Annotated in this window: 12 protein-coding genes; 8 read left to right on the top strand and 4 right to left on the bottom strand. The window is 72.3% G+C overall.

Going from position 1 to position 14,696, the window contains the following annotated elements; translation table 11 throughout:
- Positions 1 to 3: 3 nt before the first annotated feature.
- Together hemQ and hemG are read right to left on the bottom strand one after the other, a co-directional pair.
- Positions 4 to 723 (bottom strand): hydrogen peroxide-dependent heme synthase, encoded by a 720-nt coding sequence (gene hemQ / locus OHB41_RS34455; protein WP_266702479.1) that lies wholly within the window; start codon positions 721 to 723, stop codon positions 4 to 6.
- A 4-nt stretch (positions 724 to 727) separates the two neighbouring features.
- Positions 728 to 2,194, bottom strand: a complete 1,467-nt coding sequence (hemG, locus tag OHB41_RS34450) for a protoporphyrinogen oxidase (protein ID WP_266702477.1) — start codon at positions 2,192 to 2,194, stop codon at positions 728 to 730.
- Positions 2,195 to 2,354: 160 nt separating this feature from the next.
- Between hemG and OHB41_RS34445 the strand changes: the two genes are divergently transcribed.
- Both OHB41_RS34445 and OHB41_RS34440 read left to right on the top strand, forming a co-directional pair.
- On the top strand, positions 2,355 to 3,362 hold the full coding sequence (locus OHB41_RS34445; protein WP_266702475.1) for a DUF4349 domain-containing protein: 1,008 nt from the start codon (positions 2,355 to 2,357) through the stop codon (positions 3,360 to 3,362).
- A 27-nt stretch (positions 3,363 to 3,389) separates the two neighbouring features.
- Complete coding sequence (locus tag OHB41_RS34440; protein WP_526024996.1) at positions 3,390 to 4,823, top strand: FAD-dependent oxidoreductase; 1,434 nt, start codon at positions 3,390 to 3,392, stop codon at positions 4,821 to 4,823.
- Positions 4,824 to 4,922: 99 nt separating this feature from the next.
- On the opposite strand, the gene OHB41_RS34435 is transcribed toward OHB41_RS34440, so the two are convergent.
- Positions 4,923 to 5,258 (bottom strand): hypothetical protein, encoded by a 336-nt coding sequence (locus tag OHB41_RS34435; protein WP_153288083.1) that lies wholly within the window; start codon positions 5,256 to 5,258, stop codon positions 4,923 to 4,925.
- A gap of 198 nt (positions 5,259 to 5,456) precedes the next feature.
- Here OHB41_RS34435 and OHB41_RS34430 point away from each other — a divergent pair, with 198 nt between their 5' ends.
- Positions 5,457 to 6,275, top strand: coding sequence for a rhomboid family intramembrane serine protease (locus tag OHB41_RS34430; RefSeq protein WP_266706356.1), 819 nt, complete (start codon positions 5,457 to 5,459; stop codon positions 6,273 to 6,275).
- A gap of 4 nt (positions 6,276 to 6,279) precedes the next feature.
- On the opposite strand, the gene hemE is transcribed toward OHB41_RS34430, so the two are convergent.
- Positions 6,280 to 7,350: a uroporphyrinogen decarboxylase gene (hemE, locus tag OHB41_RS34425; protein ID WP_266702470.1), complete on the bottom strand. Its 1,071-nt coding sequence runs from the start codon at positions 7,348 to 7,350 to the stop codon at positions 6,280 to 6,282.
- Between the two features lie 214 nt (positions 7,351 to 7,564).
- On the opposite strand from hemE, the gene OHB41_RS34420 reads away from it, so the two are divergent.
- The 5 genes from OHB41_RS34420 to OHB41_RS34400 all read left to right on the top strand — a co-directional run bounded on the left by OHB41_RS34420 (position 7,565) and on the right by OHB41_RS34400 (position 14,659).
- Positions 7,565 to 8,191 carry a DUF3000 domain-containing protein gene (locus tag OHB41_RS34420; protein ID WP_356798670.1) on the top strand — a complete coding sequence of 209 codons (627 nt, stop codon included), beginning with the start codon at positions 7,565 to 7,567 and terminating at the stop codon, positions 8,189 to 8,191.
- Positions 8,192 to 8,671: 480 nt separating this feature from the next.
- Positions 8,672 to 9,334 (top strand): response regulator transcription factor, encoded by a 663-nt coding sequence (locus OHB41_RS34415; RefSeq protein ID WP_019073943.1) that lies wholly within the window; start codon positions 8,672 to 8,674, stop codon positions 9,332 to 9,334.
- A gap of 147 nt (positions 9,335 to 9,481) precedes the next feature.
- On the top strand, positions 9,482 to 10,756 hold the full coding sequence (locus tag OHB41_RS34410) for a ribonuclease D (protein WP_266702460.1): 1,275 nt from the start codon (positions 9,482 to 9,484) through the stop codon (positions 10,754 to 10,756).
- 550 nt (positions 10,757 to 11,306) lie between these two features.
- Positions 11,307 to 12,524 (top strand): thiolase family protein, encoded by a 1,218-nt coding sequence (locus tag OHB41_RS34405; protein WP_266702458.1) that lies wholly within the window; start codon positions 11,307 to 11,309, stop codon positions 12,522 to 12,524.
- Entirely contained in the window at positions 12,521 to 14,659 is a 2,139-nt protein-coding gene (locus tag OHB41_RS34400) for a 3-hydroxyacyl-CoA dehydrogenase NAD-binding domain-containing protein (RefSeq protein ID WP_266702456.1), read from the top strand. The genes OHB41_RS34405 and OHB41_RS34400 overlap by 4 nt, the downstream gene beginning before the upstream one ends.
- Positions 14,660 to 14,696 lie beyond the last annotated feature (37 nt).

The following is a 14,696-nucleotide window of genomic DNA, read 5'->3' as shown; positions in this document are numbered from 1 at the left end:
CGGTCAGGCGAGACCCGCGACCAGTTCGGCGACGTCCTTGCGGCGGCCCGTGTAGAACGGGACCTCCTCGCGGACGTGCAGCCGGGCCTCGGAGGCGCGCAGGTGACGCATGAGGTCGACGATGCGGTACAGCTCGTCGGCCTCGAAGGCGAGGATCCACTCGTAGTCGCCGAGGGAGAACGAGGCGACCGTGTTGGCCCGCACGTCCGGGTAGCCGCGGGCCATCTTGCCGTGGTCGGCGAGCATGCGCCGGCGGTCCTCGTCGGGCAGCAGGTACCAGTCGTAGGAGCGTACGAACGGGTAGACGCTGATGTAGTCGCGGGGCGTCTCGTCGGCGAGGAACGCCGGGATGTGCGAGCGGTTGAACTCGGCCGGGCGGTGCAGCGCCATGTTCGACCAGACCGGCTCCAGGGCGCGGCCGAGCCGGGTGCGGCGGAAGAGGTTGTACGCCTCCTGGAGCTGGTCGGCGGTCTCGGCGTGCCACCAGATCATCAGGTCCGCGTCGGCACGCAGCCCCGACACGTCGTACGTGCCGCGGACGGTGACGTCCTTCGCGGCGAGCTGGTCGAAGAGCTCCTGGACCTCGTCGGCGTATCCGGCACGGTCCTCGGGGAGCACGTCGCGCAGCCTGAAGACGGACCACAGGGTGTAGCGGATGACCTCGTTGAGGTCCTTGGCCTTCTTGCCGATGTTCGGGATCTTGCCGGGGGCGTCGTCACTCATGGGCCTATTCTCCCGCGCCGCCGTGCAGGCTCTGCACCGGGTTCCTGATCAGCGCGTCCAGTCCGGCGCGGTCCCCGCCGAGCTGGTCCACGGCGGCGTACGCGCTCGCGATGCAGGCGGGGATGCCGACCCCGTCGTACGCGGCGCCGCAGACCGCGAGCCCGGGGAGCCCGGCGACGTGCGCGCGGATCCGGGCGACCCGCGTGTGGTGCCCGACGGGGTACTGCGGCAGTCCGTCGTCCCAGCGGGTGACGCGGGTGGCGACGGGCTCGGCGGTCAGGCCGGTGGCCTCGCGCAGGTCGTGGCGGGACACGGCGACGAGGCCGGCGTCGTCGCGGCCCAGCACCTCGCTCTCGCCGTACCGGCCCACGGAGGTGCGCAGGACGAGCAGGCCGGGGTTCTCCTCGTCGATCCAGCCCCACTTGCGGGAGGCGAACGTGGACGCCTTGATGGTGTGTCCGTCGACGGGCGGGACCAGGAAGCCGCTCCCCTCCGGGAGGGTGCTGTCCGCGCGCCGGTAGGCGAGGGTGACCAGTGCCATGGAGGCGTACTCGACGCCGGCGAGCTCGGTGGCCGCGGCGGGTGCCTCGGCGCGCAGCAGGGTGGCGGCGGCCGGGGCGGGCAGGGCCAGGACGACGGCGTCGGTGCGCAGCACACGGTCTCCGGCCACGACGCGCCAGCCGGGCTCGGTGCCGCGCGTCCGGCGCAGCTCCGTGACCGGGGCGCCGGTGACGATCTCGCCGCCCCGCGCGCGCACCGACTCGGCGACCGCGAGCGGGAGTGTGCCGACGCCGCCCTCGATGCCCATGAACACCGGGCCGGTCTGCTGGTGCGCGGCGGCCTTGGCCTGGATCGCGCGCACCGCCTCCGTCAGGGAGGTGTGGGTGCGGGCCGCCTCGAAGAGCTGGGGGACGGCGGCGCGCAGGGAGATGCGGTAGGCGTCGCCCGCGTAGACACCGCCGAGCAGGGGCTCGACCAGCCGGTCGACGACCTCGCGGCCGAGGCGCGCCGCCACGTACTCCCCCACCGCCACGTCGTCACCGATCTCCGTGCGGGGCAGTTCGGTGTCGCGCTCGATGCGGCGCAGGCCCTCGTCGGACAGGACTCCGTGGAGGGCGGCGGCGGTGCCGGGGACGCCCATGACGTGTCCCTTGGGCATGGGCCGCAGGGCGCCGCGGGTCCACAGGGAGGCGGTCGCGGTGGCGGGGGGCCGGAGGCGGTCGGCGAGCCCCGCCTCGCGGGCGAGCGCGACCGCTTCGGGGCGCCGGGCGAGCATCGACTCGGCGCCGAGGTCGACGCGGGCGCCCGCGATCTCGCCGGGCAGCAGCTTGCCGCCGACGCGGCCGGAGGCCTCCAGGACGGTCACCCGGGCGCCGCGGTCGAGGAGACGGTGGGCGGCGGCCAGACCGGCGATCCCACCTCCGACGACGACGACATGCCCCGTACCCGTACGACTGTCCTGTGCGCGCATGCCTCCACTTTCTCAGACCCCGCCGGCGCGTCCGCCGGGCCCGGGGTGTCCGATGCGAGTCCCGACCGTGACCTCTTCGGGACCGGAGCACCCCAACGTCCTGCCGGGTCCCGGCGTCGAAGAGACAGCATCCGTCACGAACCCCCGGGGGTAGTCCCACATGCACACACCACGTTCCGTACGCCGCATACGAACCGGCCGGGCCCTGGCCGGTGTCCTGCTCGTGTCCTCCCTCGCGCTGGCGGGGTGCGGCGCCGCCGGTGACGGTGGCACGTCGAGCGACAAGGCGGCGTCGGGTGACCGGAAGGCCGGCCCGGGTGCCAAGGAGGCGGCTCCGGGAACCGCGGACAGTGCCGCCTCGGACAGTGCCGCCTCGGGCGCGGGCGGCTCCCGGGCCGCCACCGCGCCCCGGCTGGACACGAGCGGCATCATCCGTACAGCGTTCCTGACCGTGCAGGTCAAGGACGTCCCCGAGGCCCTGGACCGGGCCCGGGTCACCGCCACCGGCGCGGGCGGTTTCGTCGGTGACGAGACGACCACCCGGGACGGCCGGGGCCACGAGCGCACCCGTGTCGTGCTGCGGGTGCCCACCGACCGCTACGACCAGGTGCTCGCCGATCTGGGCGGTGCGGGGAAGATCCTGGAGCGGACGGCCAAGGCGCAGGACGTCACCGACCAGGTCGTCGACGTGGAGAGCCGTATCAAGTCGCAGCGCGCCAGTGTGGCCCGGGTCCGCGGGCTGATGGACCGGGCGGCCAAGCTCAGCGATGTGGTCGCTCTGGAAGGGGAGCTGAGCAGCCGCGAGGCCGATCTCGAGGCACTGCTCGCGCGGCAGTCGTCACTGAAGGACCGCACCAGCCTGGCCACGATCACGCTGTCCCTCTCCGAGACGCCGGTGCGGAAGGCCGCGGAGAAGGCCGGCGATCCCGGCTTCGTGGACGCCCTCGCGGGTGGCTGGGACGCGTTCGTCACGACGCTGCGCTGGATCGCGATGGTGTTGGGAGCGGTGCTCCCGTTCGCCGTCTGCGCGGCGGTGCTCGTGGTGCTGTGGCTGCGGTTCGGACGCTCCCGGCTCCCGCGCCGTCGAGCGTCGGTGCCGGCCGTGTCGGGCGCCGGTTCGCTGCCGGCGGCGCCGCCGGTGCGCGGGGAGGGTGGCAAGGACGCCTGAAAGGGCGGGCCCCCGTAGCGTGTTCGCATGAGCATGAACCGTACGAGCGCGACGAACGCCACCGGCAGCACGGGCGGGACCGGTGGGGCGACGGAGCGGCTGGTCGTCATCGGCGGCGACGCGGCGGGCATGTCCGCCGCGTCGCAGGCGCGCCGGATGCGGGGCCCGGACGAGCTGGAGATCGTGGCGTTCGAGCGCGGCCACTTCACCTCCTACTCGGCCTGCGGCATCCCGTACTGGGTGGGCGGCGACGTCTCCGGGCCGGACCAGCTGATCGCGCGGTCGCCGCAGGAGCACCGGGAGCGGGACATCGACCTGCGGATGCGCACCGAGGTCACGGAGATCGATGTCGCGGGCGCCCGGGTGCGCTCGCGGGACCTGGAGTCCGGGGCGGAGGCGTGGACGTCGTACGACAAGCTCGTGATCGCGACCGGCGCCCGTCCGGTCCGCCCGGACCTGCCGGGGATGGACGCTCCCGGCGTGCACGGGGTGCAGACCGTCGACGACGGCCAGGCGCTCCTGGAAACGCTGGCCGCGACGCGCGGCCGGCGCGCGGTGGTCGTCGGCGCCGGTTACATCGGCGTGGAGATGGCCGAGGCACTCATCAACCGCGGGTACGAGGTGACGGTCGTCAACCGTGGCGCCGAACCGATGGCCACGCTCGACCCGGACATGGGCCGGCTGGTGCGCCGGGCCATGTCGGGTCTGGGCATCACCATGGTCGACGACGCCGCGGTGACCGGGATCGTCACCGGCGCCGACGGGGTCCGGGCGGTCACCACCCAGGACGCGGAGTACCCGGCGGACGTGGTGGTGCTCGGCATGGGGGTGCGCCCCGAGACCGGCCTCGCCAGGGCGGCCGGGCTGCCGCTGGGCGACCACGGGGGGCTGCTCACCGATCTGGCGATGCGGGTGCGCGGACACGAGAACATCTGGGCGGGCGGCGACTGCGTCGAGGTCCTCGACCTGGTCTCGGGGAGCGAGCGGCACATCGCGCTCGGCACCCACGCCAACAAGCACGGGCAGGTCATCGGCAGCAACGTGGGCGGCGGATACGCCACCTTCCCCGGTGTGGTGGGCACCGCGGTGAGCAAGGTCTGCGATCTGGAGATCGCGCGCACGGGGCTGCGCGAGAAGGACGCGCGCCGGGCGGGCCTGCAGTTCGTGACCGTCACCATCGAGTCGACCAGCCGCGCGGGCTACTACCCGAACGCGGCCCCGATGACGGTGAAGATGCTCGCGGAGCGCCGCACCGGACGGCTGCTGGGCGTGCAGATCGTCGGCCGCGAGGGCGCCGCGAAGCGCGTCGACATCGCCGCGGTGGCGCTGACCGCGCGCATGACCGTGGAACAGATGACGGCCCTGGACCTGGGCTACGCCCCGCCGTTCTCACCGGTGTGGGACCCGATCCTGGTCGCGGCGCGCAAGGCTGTCACGGCGGTACGGCGAAGCGCCGAGTAGGGACGCGGGCCGCGCGACCGGCGGCGGGACCGGTGGCCGCACTCGCCGTCGCCCCCGTGGCGCGGCTCACGGACTCGCGACGGCGCCCCCGTTGCCCGCCTACGCGGACTCGTGACCGGCGTTCTGGTTGATGCGGTCTATCGCCTGCCGTGCCTGCTCGGCCGGCGGTCGCGCGGGCAGCGAGGAGACGGAGCCCGAGGCGGTGACGGCCGCGGGCGGCGTGGTGGGCGGCTTCGCGTGCGCGGCCGACCTTACGGAGCGCAGCCGGTGGCTCACGGCCTCGTCGAGGGTCACCGGACGCTGCAGGCGCGCAGCGAGCCGTCCGGCCTCCTGGCCGAGCGCGGCCACGTCCTCCCAGGGGAGGTGCACCACCAGGGCGATCTCCGCCTCACCGTCGGGCAGGGCGTGCATCGGAGGAGTAACTCGGTCGTTCATCGCCTGTGTCCTCACGTCTTCCTCGTGTCGCGTCTGCGTCGCGGCGCGGGCGGTTGACGAGACATACGCACCGGGGCGCGACAGCGTTCAGTGGCGCGGGCAGGAGCGCGAGCCGGGGCACGCGCCCCGCCGGTGACGGCGCGCGTGCCCCCCGGGGACGTGCGGATACCCGCGGCGTATCCCGGGCACTACTTCCTTGTGGTCATACCCGTCCATGACGTGAACCCGGTACGCAGCACGCCCTATGTGACGTACGCGCTGATCGCCGCCAATGTGCTGGTGTTCCTCTACACCCCCGGCCTCGCCGGATCGGTGGCGGGCGACAGCGGGCTGTCCCAGCTGTGCCACCTGCAGGCGTTCCTGGACCACTACGCCGCGGTGCCACAGGAGTTGATCCACCATCAGATGCCGCGGCTCGTGCCCACCGGTGAGGTCGGGGCCGGCGCACACGGCCCCGGCTGCCTGGTCAGCGCGCCGGACTACGACAAGTCGCCGCCGCTCTCCGTCCTCACCGCGATGTTCCTGCACGGCAGTTGGCTGCACCTGCTCGGCAACATGCTCTTCCTGCTGATCTTCGGCAACAACATCGAGGACCGCCTGGGACATGTGCGGTTCACGCTGTTCTACGTGGCGTGCGGGTACGCGGCCGGATACGGCTTCGCGCTCCTCAACGACAGCTCGTCGGACCCGCTGCTCGGTGCCTCCGGGGCGATCGCCGGGGTGCTCGGCGCCTACCTGGTGCTCTATCCGAGGGCCAGGGTGTGGGTCCTGGTCCCGTTCCTGGTCTTCCTGCCGCTGCGACTGCCCGCCTGGCTCGTCCTCGGATTCTGGTTCGCGCTGCAGGCGGTGTACTCGTCGGGCGGCGGTGTCTCCGCCGCCGGAACCGTCGCGTACGAGGCCCATGTGGCCGGCTTCCTCGCGGGCATGCTGCTGGCCTGGCCGCTGCGCCGGGGCACCCCGCCGCCGCCGGAACCGCGCAGCCTGCTGTGGGGCAGACAGGCGCGGCACGGCTGGTGAGGCGTCAGCGCGCCGTCTGGGTGTGGACGTGGTCCACGAGCCGGGTCAGCGCGTCCGGGTCCATGGTGGGCAGGACGCCGTGGCCGAGGTTGAAGATGTGGCCCTCCAGACCGGCGGCGGCATCCAGCACCTCGCGGGTCTTGGCCTCCACGGCCTCGGTCGAGGAGAAGAGCACGGCCGGGTCGAGGTTGCCCTGGAGCGCCTTGCCGGGGCCGACCCGGCGTGCGGCCTCGTCGAGCGGCACACGCCAGTCGACGCCGACCACGTCCGCGCCCGCCTCACCCATCAGACCGAGCAGCTCGCCGGTGCCGACGCCGAAGTGGATGCGCGGGACGCCGTACCCGGCCACGGACTCGAAGACCTTGGCGGACGCGGGCATCACCGAGCGGCGGTAGTCGGCGGGTGCCAGGGCACCGACCCAGGAGTCGAAGAGCTGCACGGCGCTCGCGCCCGCCTCGATCTGCACCTTGAGGAAGGCGGCGGTGATCTCGGCGAGGCGGTCGAGCAGGTCGGCCCACAACTGCGGGTCCCCGTACATCAGCGCCTTGGTGTGCTCGTGGTTCTTGGACGGACCGCCCTCCACGAGATAGCTCGCGAGCGTGAAGGGCGCGCCCGCGAAACCGATGAGGGGCGTCTCGCCCAGCTCGGCCGTCAGGAGCTTGATCGCGTCGGTGACGTACGAGACGTCGTCGGGGGTCAGATCGCGCAGCTGCGCCAGGTCGGCGCGGGTGCGGATCGGCTTCTCCACGACCGGGCCGACGCCCGGCTTGATGTCGAGGTCGACGCCGATGGCCTTCAGCGGGACGACGATGTCGCTGAAGTAGATCGCCGCGTCCACGCCGTGCCGGCGCACCGGCTGGAGAGTGATCTCGGCGACCAGCTCCGGCCGCATGCAGGACTCCAGCATCGGAATGCCCTCGCGCACCTTCAGGTACTCGGGCAGCGAGCGACCTGCCTGCCGCATGAACCACACCGGTGTATGCGGCACGGGCTCGCGCCTGCACGCCTTGAGGAAGGCGGACTCGTACGTGGCTTTCGGCGGCTGGCCCGCGGCGGGGCGGTCAATGGCACTCACGACGGAAAGTCTCGCACGCCCCGCGGACCCGCAAGTGCCGGGCTCCGCGGCGGACGCGCACCCCGGCCCGGTACCCGTACCGGACCGGTTGGCGTGGCACGAACCGGACAGTGGTCCCACGCACGGGTGTCTCTCCCTGCGCGCGGGCCCAGTTCCCCTTAATCTTCCCCGCATGGCTGCGGCTCAGGGACGACTGTCGGACGGCACTGGGGGAATGGACGATGCCAAGGAGGGGGACCAAGATGCGAAGGAGACTGCTCCGTTGCCGTTCCGGGCCGCCGTCGACGCGCTGAAGGGGGCACGGCTGCGGCCGGAGATCGAGATCGACCCGACGCGTCCGCCACAGCGCCTCGCCCCGTACTCGTACGCACTGGAGGCCGCGGTCGTCGCCGAGGACGAGGATCTCGCGGACGGCCGGCTGGTCCTCCTGCACGACCCGGCGGGGCACGAGGCCTGGCAGGGCGCCTTCCGCCTGGTGACCTTGATCCGCGCCGAGCTGGAGCCGGAGATGGCCGCCGACCCACTGCTCCCGGACGTCTCCTGGTCGTGGCTGACCGGCGCACTGCAGGCCCGCGGTCTGTCGTACGGGGAGCCGAGCGGCACCGTCACCCGCGCGAGCTCGCACTATTTCGGGGGGCTGGCCGAGCGTCCGTCCGCGTCCCAGATCGAGATCCGCGCCTCCTGGACGCCGCGCGAGGGGCTGGGGGGTGTACCGGACACGGCCGCGCATCTCGCCGCCTGGTGCGATCTGCTCTGCCAGATCGCGGGCCTGCCGCCGGCCGGACCGGGCGACGCCTCGGTGGTGACGCTCCCGCAGCGCCGGGGCCCCCAGTCGCGCTGAGCACGTGGCGGTGAGCGCTCGCCGAGGCACTCACCGGGCCGCTCACCGCACCCCCGGCCGTCCCGCCACCCACTCGCCGCCCCCTCCCCTCGCCGCCCGCCCCGCCGCCCCTCCGCCCGGCTCCGGGCAGCCGAGCACTCACCGCCCCCATGCCGGGCGGCACTTTCTTGTGGGGGCTGGTGCGCGAACCGCGCGCGGGCTGTGCGCGGGCAGGTGTGCGAGCGCCGAACTTCCTGCCGAGTCCGTTACCCAGGCTTTGTCGATACGGCCACTTTCAGCCGTGTCGTGACACGGAACGACTCGGTTCGATCTTCGGATGATCGATCGCGTGTCCGAATTGCACGGATTGTTACTCACCAAATCGTGATCATTCTCTAAAGGAGAACGGGTTTGGTGCCGAAGACGTCTGTGACCTTGAAAGCACGGTTCGTCCCGGCTTCATCCCCAGAGCCGGTCCCGTCCCGCACCCCAGGAGGCCTGGTGTCCGTTCTCCTCGAGCAGCCCGCAAGCCTGGTCGCCTACCGCCCGAACAAGCCGACCGCCATGGTGGTCGTGGCCGACCCACGGGTCCGTTCCACCGTCACACGCCACCTCTGGGCGCTCGGTGTGCGCGACGTCATCGAGGCGTCGTCCGTGGCGGAGGCCCGCCCCCGAATCGGCAACCCGCGCGACATCTGCGTCGCCGACGTCCACCTTCCCGACGGCAGCGGGCTCACCCTGCTGTCCGAGACCCGGGCCGCCGGCTGGCCCAACGGCCTCGCCCTTTCCGCCGCCGACGACATCGGCGCCGTACGCAATGCCCTCGCGGGCGGCGTGAAGGGCTACGTCGTCACCGGCACCCGCACCAACGTCGGGCTCCCCACCCGACCCGGCGCCGCGCCCATCGGCTCGGCCGCCGCCCGTATGCACCGCCGCCCCCCGGGTGCCCCGAGCCACCCGGGCGGCTACCGCGAGCTCTCCGGCCGTGAGGTCGAGGTGCTCCGGCTGGTCGCGGAGGGCCAGTCGAACAAGGCCATCGGCGTCTCGATGGGCCTGTCCGCCCTGACCGTCAAGAGCCACCTCGCCCGCATCGCCCGCAAGCTCGGCACGGGCGACCGCGCCGGCATGGTGGCGGTGGCCCTGCGGACGGGGATCATCCACTGACCCCGCGTACGGGAACGTCCAGCCGCACCCCGTCCACCCGTTCGTGAACGCGATCTTTCACCGACCTGACTGGTTTACGACCCTCATACGCCCGTCGACGGAACGTTCCGTCGGCGGGCGTACTCCATACACGGATACCCTTGACAGGTGACCGACGCCCAAGAGACCGCAGCAGACAGCTCACTGCGAACCACCGGAGGCGGCCCTCCGGACGACGTCGAATCGGCGCCGATCCCTTTGCTTGAGCCCCGAGAGGGCATTCCGCCCGTCGTAGCCGACGAGACCTCGCTCGCCGAGGTGATCGCCGCGTTCGCCGCCGGATCCGGCCCCGTGGCCGTCGACGCCGAACGCGCGTCCGGCTACCGGTACGGCCAGCGCGCCTACCTGGTGCAGCTGCGCCGCGAGGGCGCGGGCAGCGCCCTGATCGATCCCGTCGCCTGCCCCGACCTGTCGGGCCTCGGCGAGGCGATCTCCGGGGCGGAGTGGGTGCTGCACGCCGCCACCCAGGACCTGCCCTGCCTGCGCGAGATAGGCATGGTGCCGACGCGGCTCTTCGACACCGAGCTGGCCGGCCGCCTCGCCGGGTTCCCCCGGGTGGGCCTCGGCGCGATGGTCGAGAGCGTCCTCGGCTTCGTCCTGGAGAAGGGACACTCCGCGGTCGACTGGTCCACCCGCCCCCTCCCGGAGCCGTGGCTGCGCTATGCCGCGCTCGACGTGGAACTCCTCGTCGACCTGCGCGACGCCCTGGAGAAGGAGCTCGACCGGCAGGGCAAGCTGGACTGGGCCCAGCAGGAGTTCGACGCGATCGCACAGGCCGAGCCCGCGCCGCCGCGCAAGGACCCGTGGCGCCGTACGTCCGGGATGCACAAGGTGCGCCGCCGCCGTCAGATGGCGGTCGTACGCGAGCTGTGGGAGACCCGGGACCGGGTCGCCCAGCGCCGTGACATCTCGCCGGGCAAGGTCCTCGGGGACGCGGCGATCGTGGAGGCCGCACTCTCCCTGCCGCCCAATGTGCACGCCCTGTCCGCGCTGAACGGCTACGGGCACCGCATGGGGCGGCGCCAGCTGGAACAGTGGCAGGCCGCGGTCGACCGCGCCAAGGCGCTGCCCGACGCGGAGCTGCCGCAGCCGGGGCAGCCGGTGACCGGTCCGCCGCCGCCGCGCGCCTGGGCCGACAAGGACCCGGCCGCCGCCGCCCGGCTCTCCGCCGCGCGTGCCGCCGTGTCGGCACTGGCCGAACAGCTCAACATGCCGCAGGAGAACCTGATCACCCCGGACACCGTGCGGCGGGTGTGCTGGGAGCCGCCGACGGCGCCGGACGCGGACTCCGTGGCCGCCGCGCTCGCCGGATACGGTGCCCGGCCCTGGCAGGTCGAACAGGTGACGCCGGTCCTGGTGGCCTCGCTGGCGGCCGGGGACTGACGGCCCGGGACGCACGCGAGATCGGCCCGCGCTCCTCCGGGGCGCGGGGCCCGTCCACCACCCACCTCTTCGCGCCGCCACGCACCCGGCCGCCTTCTCCGCGGCGTGCGCGCCCTCCGCCCGCTCGCGCCACGCGACCCGGCCACCCCTCAGGGCACCCACAGCGCGCGTACGCCGTCCACCGCGCCGTGCGCGCCGCGCGACCGGCTGCCTCCCCACGTGCCGAAATCGCCCTCCGGTGGGCCTCCAGAGGCCCCACGTACCGGAACACCGGCGTCGATATCACGCCAAGATCTCCGGAGGGTGGCTCGGACGAAAGGGACGAGCCCCCCGTCGTGGCGGGTGGCCCCTTCACGGGAGCGACGGTCCCGATCGCGAGCCACGGGCCGCCGAAACGGCTCCCGCGCGGCCCCGCTCCCGTGTGACGTTCGCCGCTCCCGGCGCCGGGACTGGGCAGGGTGGTTACTCGTAAGTAGCATGGGGAGGTGAGCGCGCGCTCAGGCGTGTGCGCCGCGCAGCAGTGCCATCCCGCATCTGGAGGAGAGCCATCGTGCCTCGTACCGTCAGGGACGTCGTCTTCGTCGACGGCGTCCGCACCCCGTTCGGCAAGGCGGGCCCGAAGGGCATCTACCACGAGACCCGCGCCGACGACCTCGTCGTGAAGGCCATCCGGGAGCTGCTGCGCCGCAACCCGGGCCTCGACCCGAAGAAGATCGACGAGGTCGCCATCGCCGCGACCACGCAGATCGGTGACCAGGGTCTGACGCTGGGCCGCACGGCCGGCATCCTCGCCGGGCTCCCCCAGTCGGTCCCCGGCTACTCCATCGACCGCATGTGCGCGGGTGCGCTGACCGCCGTCACCACCACCGCGGGCTCCATCGCCTTCGGCGCGTACGACGCCGTCATCGCCGGTGGTGTCGAGCACATGGGCCGCCACCCGATGGGCGAGGGCGTGGACCCTAACCCGCGGTTCGTCAGCGAGAAGCTGGTCGACGAGTCCGCCCTCTTCATGGGCATGACCGCCGAGAACCTGCACGACCGCTACCCGACGATCACCAAGCAGCGCGCCGACGAGTACGCGGTGCGCTCGCAGGAGAAGGCCGCCAAGGCGTACGCCAACGGCAAGATCCAGCAGGACCTGGTGCCGGTCTCGGTGCGCAACACCAACGCGGAGATCGGTGAGACGGGCTGGGGCCTGGTCACCGCCGACGAGCCGATGCGCCCGGGGACGACGCTGGAGAACCTGGCGAACCTGAAGACGCCCTTCCGCGTCCACGGCCGGGTCACCGCGGGCAACGCGGCCGGTCTCAACGACGGTGCGACCGCGTCGATCATCGCCTCCGAGGACTTCGCCCGCGAGCACGACCTGCCGGTGCGGATGCGCCTGGTCTCGTACGCCTTCGCGGGCGTCGAGCCGGAGGTCATGGGCTACGGCCCGATCCCCGCGACCGAGAAGGCCCTCGCCCAGGCCGGCCTGACGATCGAGGACATCAACCTCTTCGAGATCAACGAGGCCTTCGCCGTCCAGGTCCTCGCCTTCCTGGAGCACTACGGCATCGCCGACGACGACGCGCGCGTCAACCAGTACGGCGGCGCCATCGCGTACGGCCACCCGCTCGCCTCCTCCGGCGTCCGTCTGATGACGCAGCTGGCCCGCCAGTTCGAGGAGCAGCCGCACGTCCGCTACGGCCTGACCACCATGTGCGTCGGCTTCGGCATGGGCGCGACGGTCATCTGGGAGAACCCGCACTTCGAGGGGGAAAAGTGAGCACCACCGCTGAGCTTCTGAAGGGTGCGGCCGAGCTGTTCCCCGACGAGGTCGTGACGTCCGCGAACGTCCGTCACCTGGACCTGCCGTTCGGTGCGGGCCGTTTCGCGCTCATCACCCTCGACAACGGCTTCGACCACACCAAGCCGACCACCTTCGGCCCGGCCTCGCTGGCGAACCTGAACACCGCGATCGACCAGGTCGAGAAGGAGGCTGCGGCCGGCGAGATCGTCGGTGCCGGCGTCACCGGCAAGCCGTTCATCTTCGCGGTCGGCGCCGACCTCAAGGGCGTCGAGCTGCTGAAGAAGCACGAGGACGCGCTCGCCATCGGCAAGGGCGGCCACGAGGTCTTCAAGCGGCTGTCCGCGCTCGCGGTGCCGACCTTCGCGTACTACAACGGCGCGGCGATGGGCGGCGGCGTCGAGGTCGGCCTGCACTGCTCGTACCGCACGGTCTCCGCGGCCCTGCCGGCCTTCTCGCTGCCCGAGGTCTTCCTCGGCCTGGTCCCGGGCTGGGGCGGCTGCACGCTGCTCCCCAACCTGATCGGCGCCGACAAGGCCGTCTCGGTCGTCATCGAGAACTCGCTGAACCAGAACAAGCAGCTCAAGGGCAAGCAGGTCTACGAACTGGGCATCGCGGACGCCCTCTTCGAAGGCGCGGACTTCCTGGAGCAGTCGCTGCTGTGGACGGCTGCCGTCCTCAAGGGCGAGATCGTCGTCGAGCGCCCGGAGATCGACCGCGGCGCGGCCTGGGACGAGGCCGTCGCCCGCGGCCGCTTCATCGCCGACGGCAAGGTGCACGGGGCGGCTCCGGCCGCGTACCGCGCGCTGGAGATCATCGAGGCCGCCAAGGACGGCGACCTGCAGAAGGGGTACGACGCCGAGGACGTGGCGCTCGCCGACCTGATCATGGGTGGTGAACTGCGCTCCGGCATCTACGCGTTCAACCTGGTGCAGAAGCGCGGCAAGCGCCCGGCCGGCGCCCCGGACAAGTCCCTGGCCCGTCCGGTCACCAAGGTCGGCGTCGTGGGCGCGGGCCTGATGGCCTCGCAGCTCGCCCTGCTCTTCCTGCGCCGCCTCGAAGTACCCGTCGTCCTGACGGACATCGACCAGGAGCGCGTCGACAAGGGCGTGGGCTATGTCCACGCGGAGATCGACAAGCTGCTGTCGAAGTCCCGTATCAACCAGGACAAGGCCAACCGCCTCAAGGCCCTGGTCTCCGGTGTGCTGGACAAGGCCGAGGGCTTCTCCGACGCCGACTTCATCATCGAGGCCGTCTTCGAGGAGATCGGCGTCAAGCAGCAGGTGTTCGCGGAGGTCGAGGCGGTCGCCCCGGCGCACGCGATCCTCGCCACCAACACCTCCTCGCTGTCGGTGACCGAGATGGCGTCGAAGCTGAAGAACCCCGAGCGGGTCGTCGGCTTCCACTTCTTCAACCCCGTCGCGATCCTGCCGCTCCTGGAGATCGTGCGCGGCGAGCTGACCGACGACGCCTCTCTGGCCACGGCGTTCGCCGTGGCCAAGAAGCTGAAGAAGACGGCGGTCCTGGTGAAGGACGCCCCGGCGTTCGTCGTCAACCGCATCCTCACCCGCTTCATGGGCGAGATCCAGAACGTCATCGACGAGGGCACCCCGGTCGCGGTCGCGGAGAAGGCGGTGGAGCCCCTGGGCCTGCCGATGTCCCCGCTGGTCCTTCTCGAACTGGTCGGCCCCGCGATCGGCCTGCACGTCTCGGAGACCCTCAACCGGGCCTTCCCGGACCGTTTCACGGTCTCCGCGAACCTCGCGGCCGTGGTCAAGGCGGGCAAGCGCGGCTTCTACGTGTACTCCGCCGAGAACGGCTTCAAGCCGGAGCTCGACCCCGAGGTCGCCGCGCTCCTCAAGCAGGGCGACGTCGTCCTCAGCGAGGAGCAGGTCCGTGACCGCGTCCTGGACGCCGTCGCCCAGGAGATCGGGCTCATGCTCGACGAGGGTGTCGTCGCCGAGGCGCAGGACATCGACCTCTGCCTGATCACCGGCGCGGGCTGGCCCTTCCACCTGGGCGGTCTCACTCCGTACCTGGACCGTGAGGGTGTCTCCGAGCGGGTGAACGGGAAGCGGTTCCTGGAGACGGGCGTGGCTTCCGTCCCCGCGTAGGCGCTCCGCTGTTCTTTCCGGGTGCCCCGTACACCTC

The organism is Streptomyces sp. NBC_01571 (assembly GCF_026339875.1).
Lineage (GTDB): Bacteria > Actinomycetota > Actinomycetes > Streptomycetales > Streptomycetaceae > Streptomyces.
This window is presented reverse-complemented; position numbering and strand designations above follow the sequence as displayed.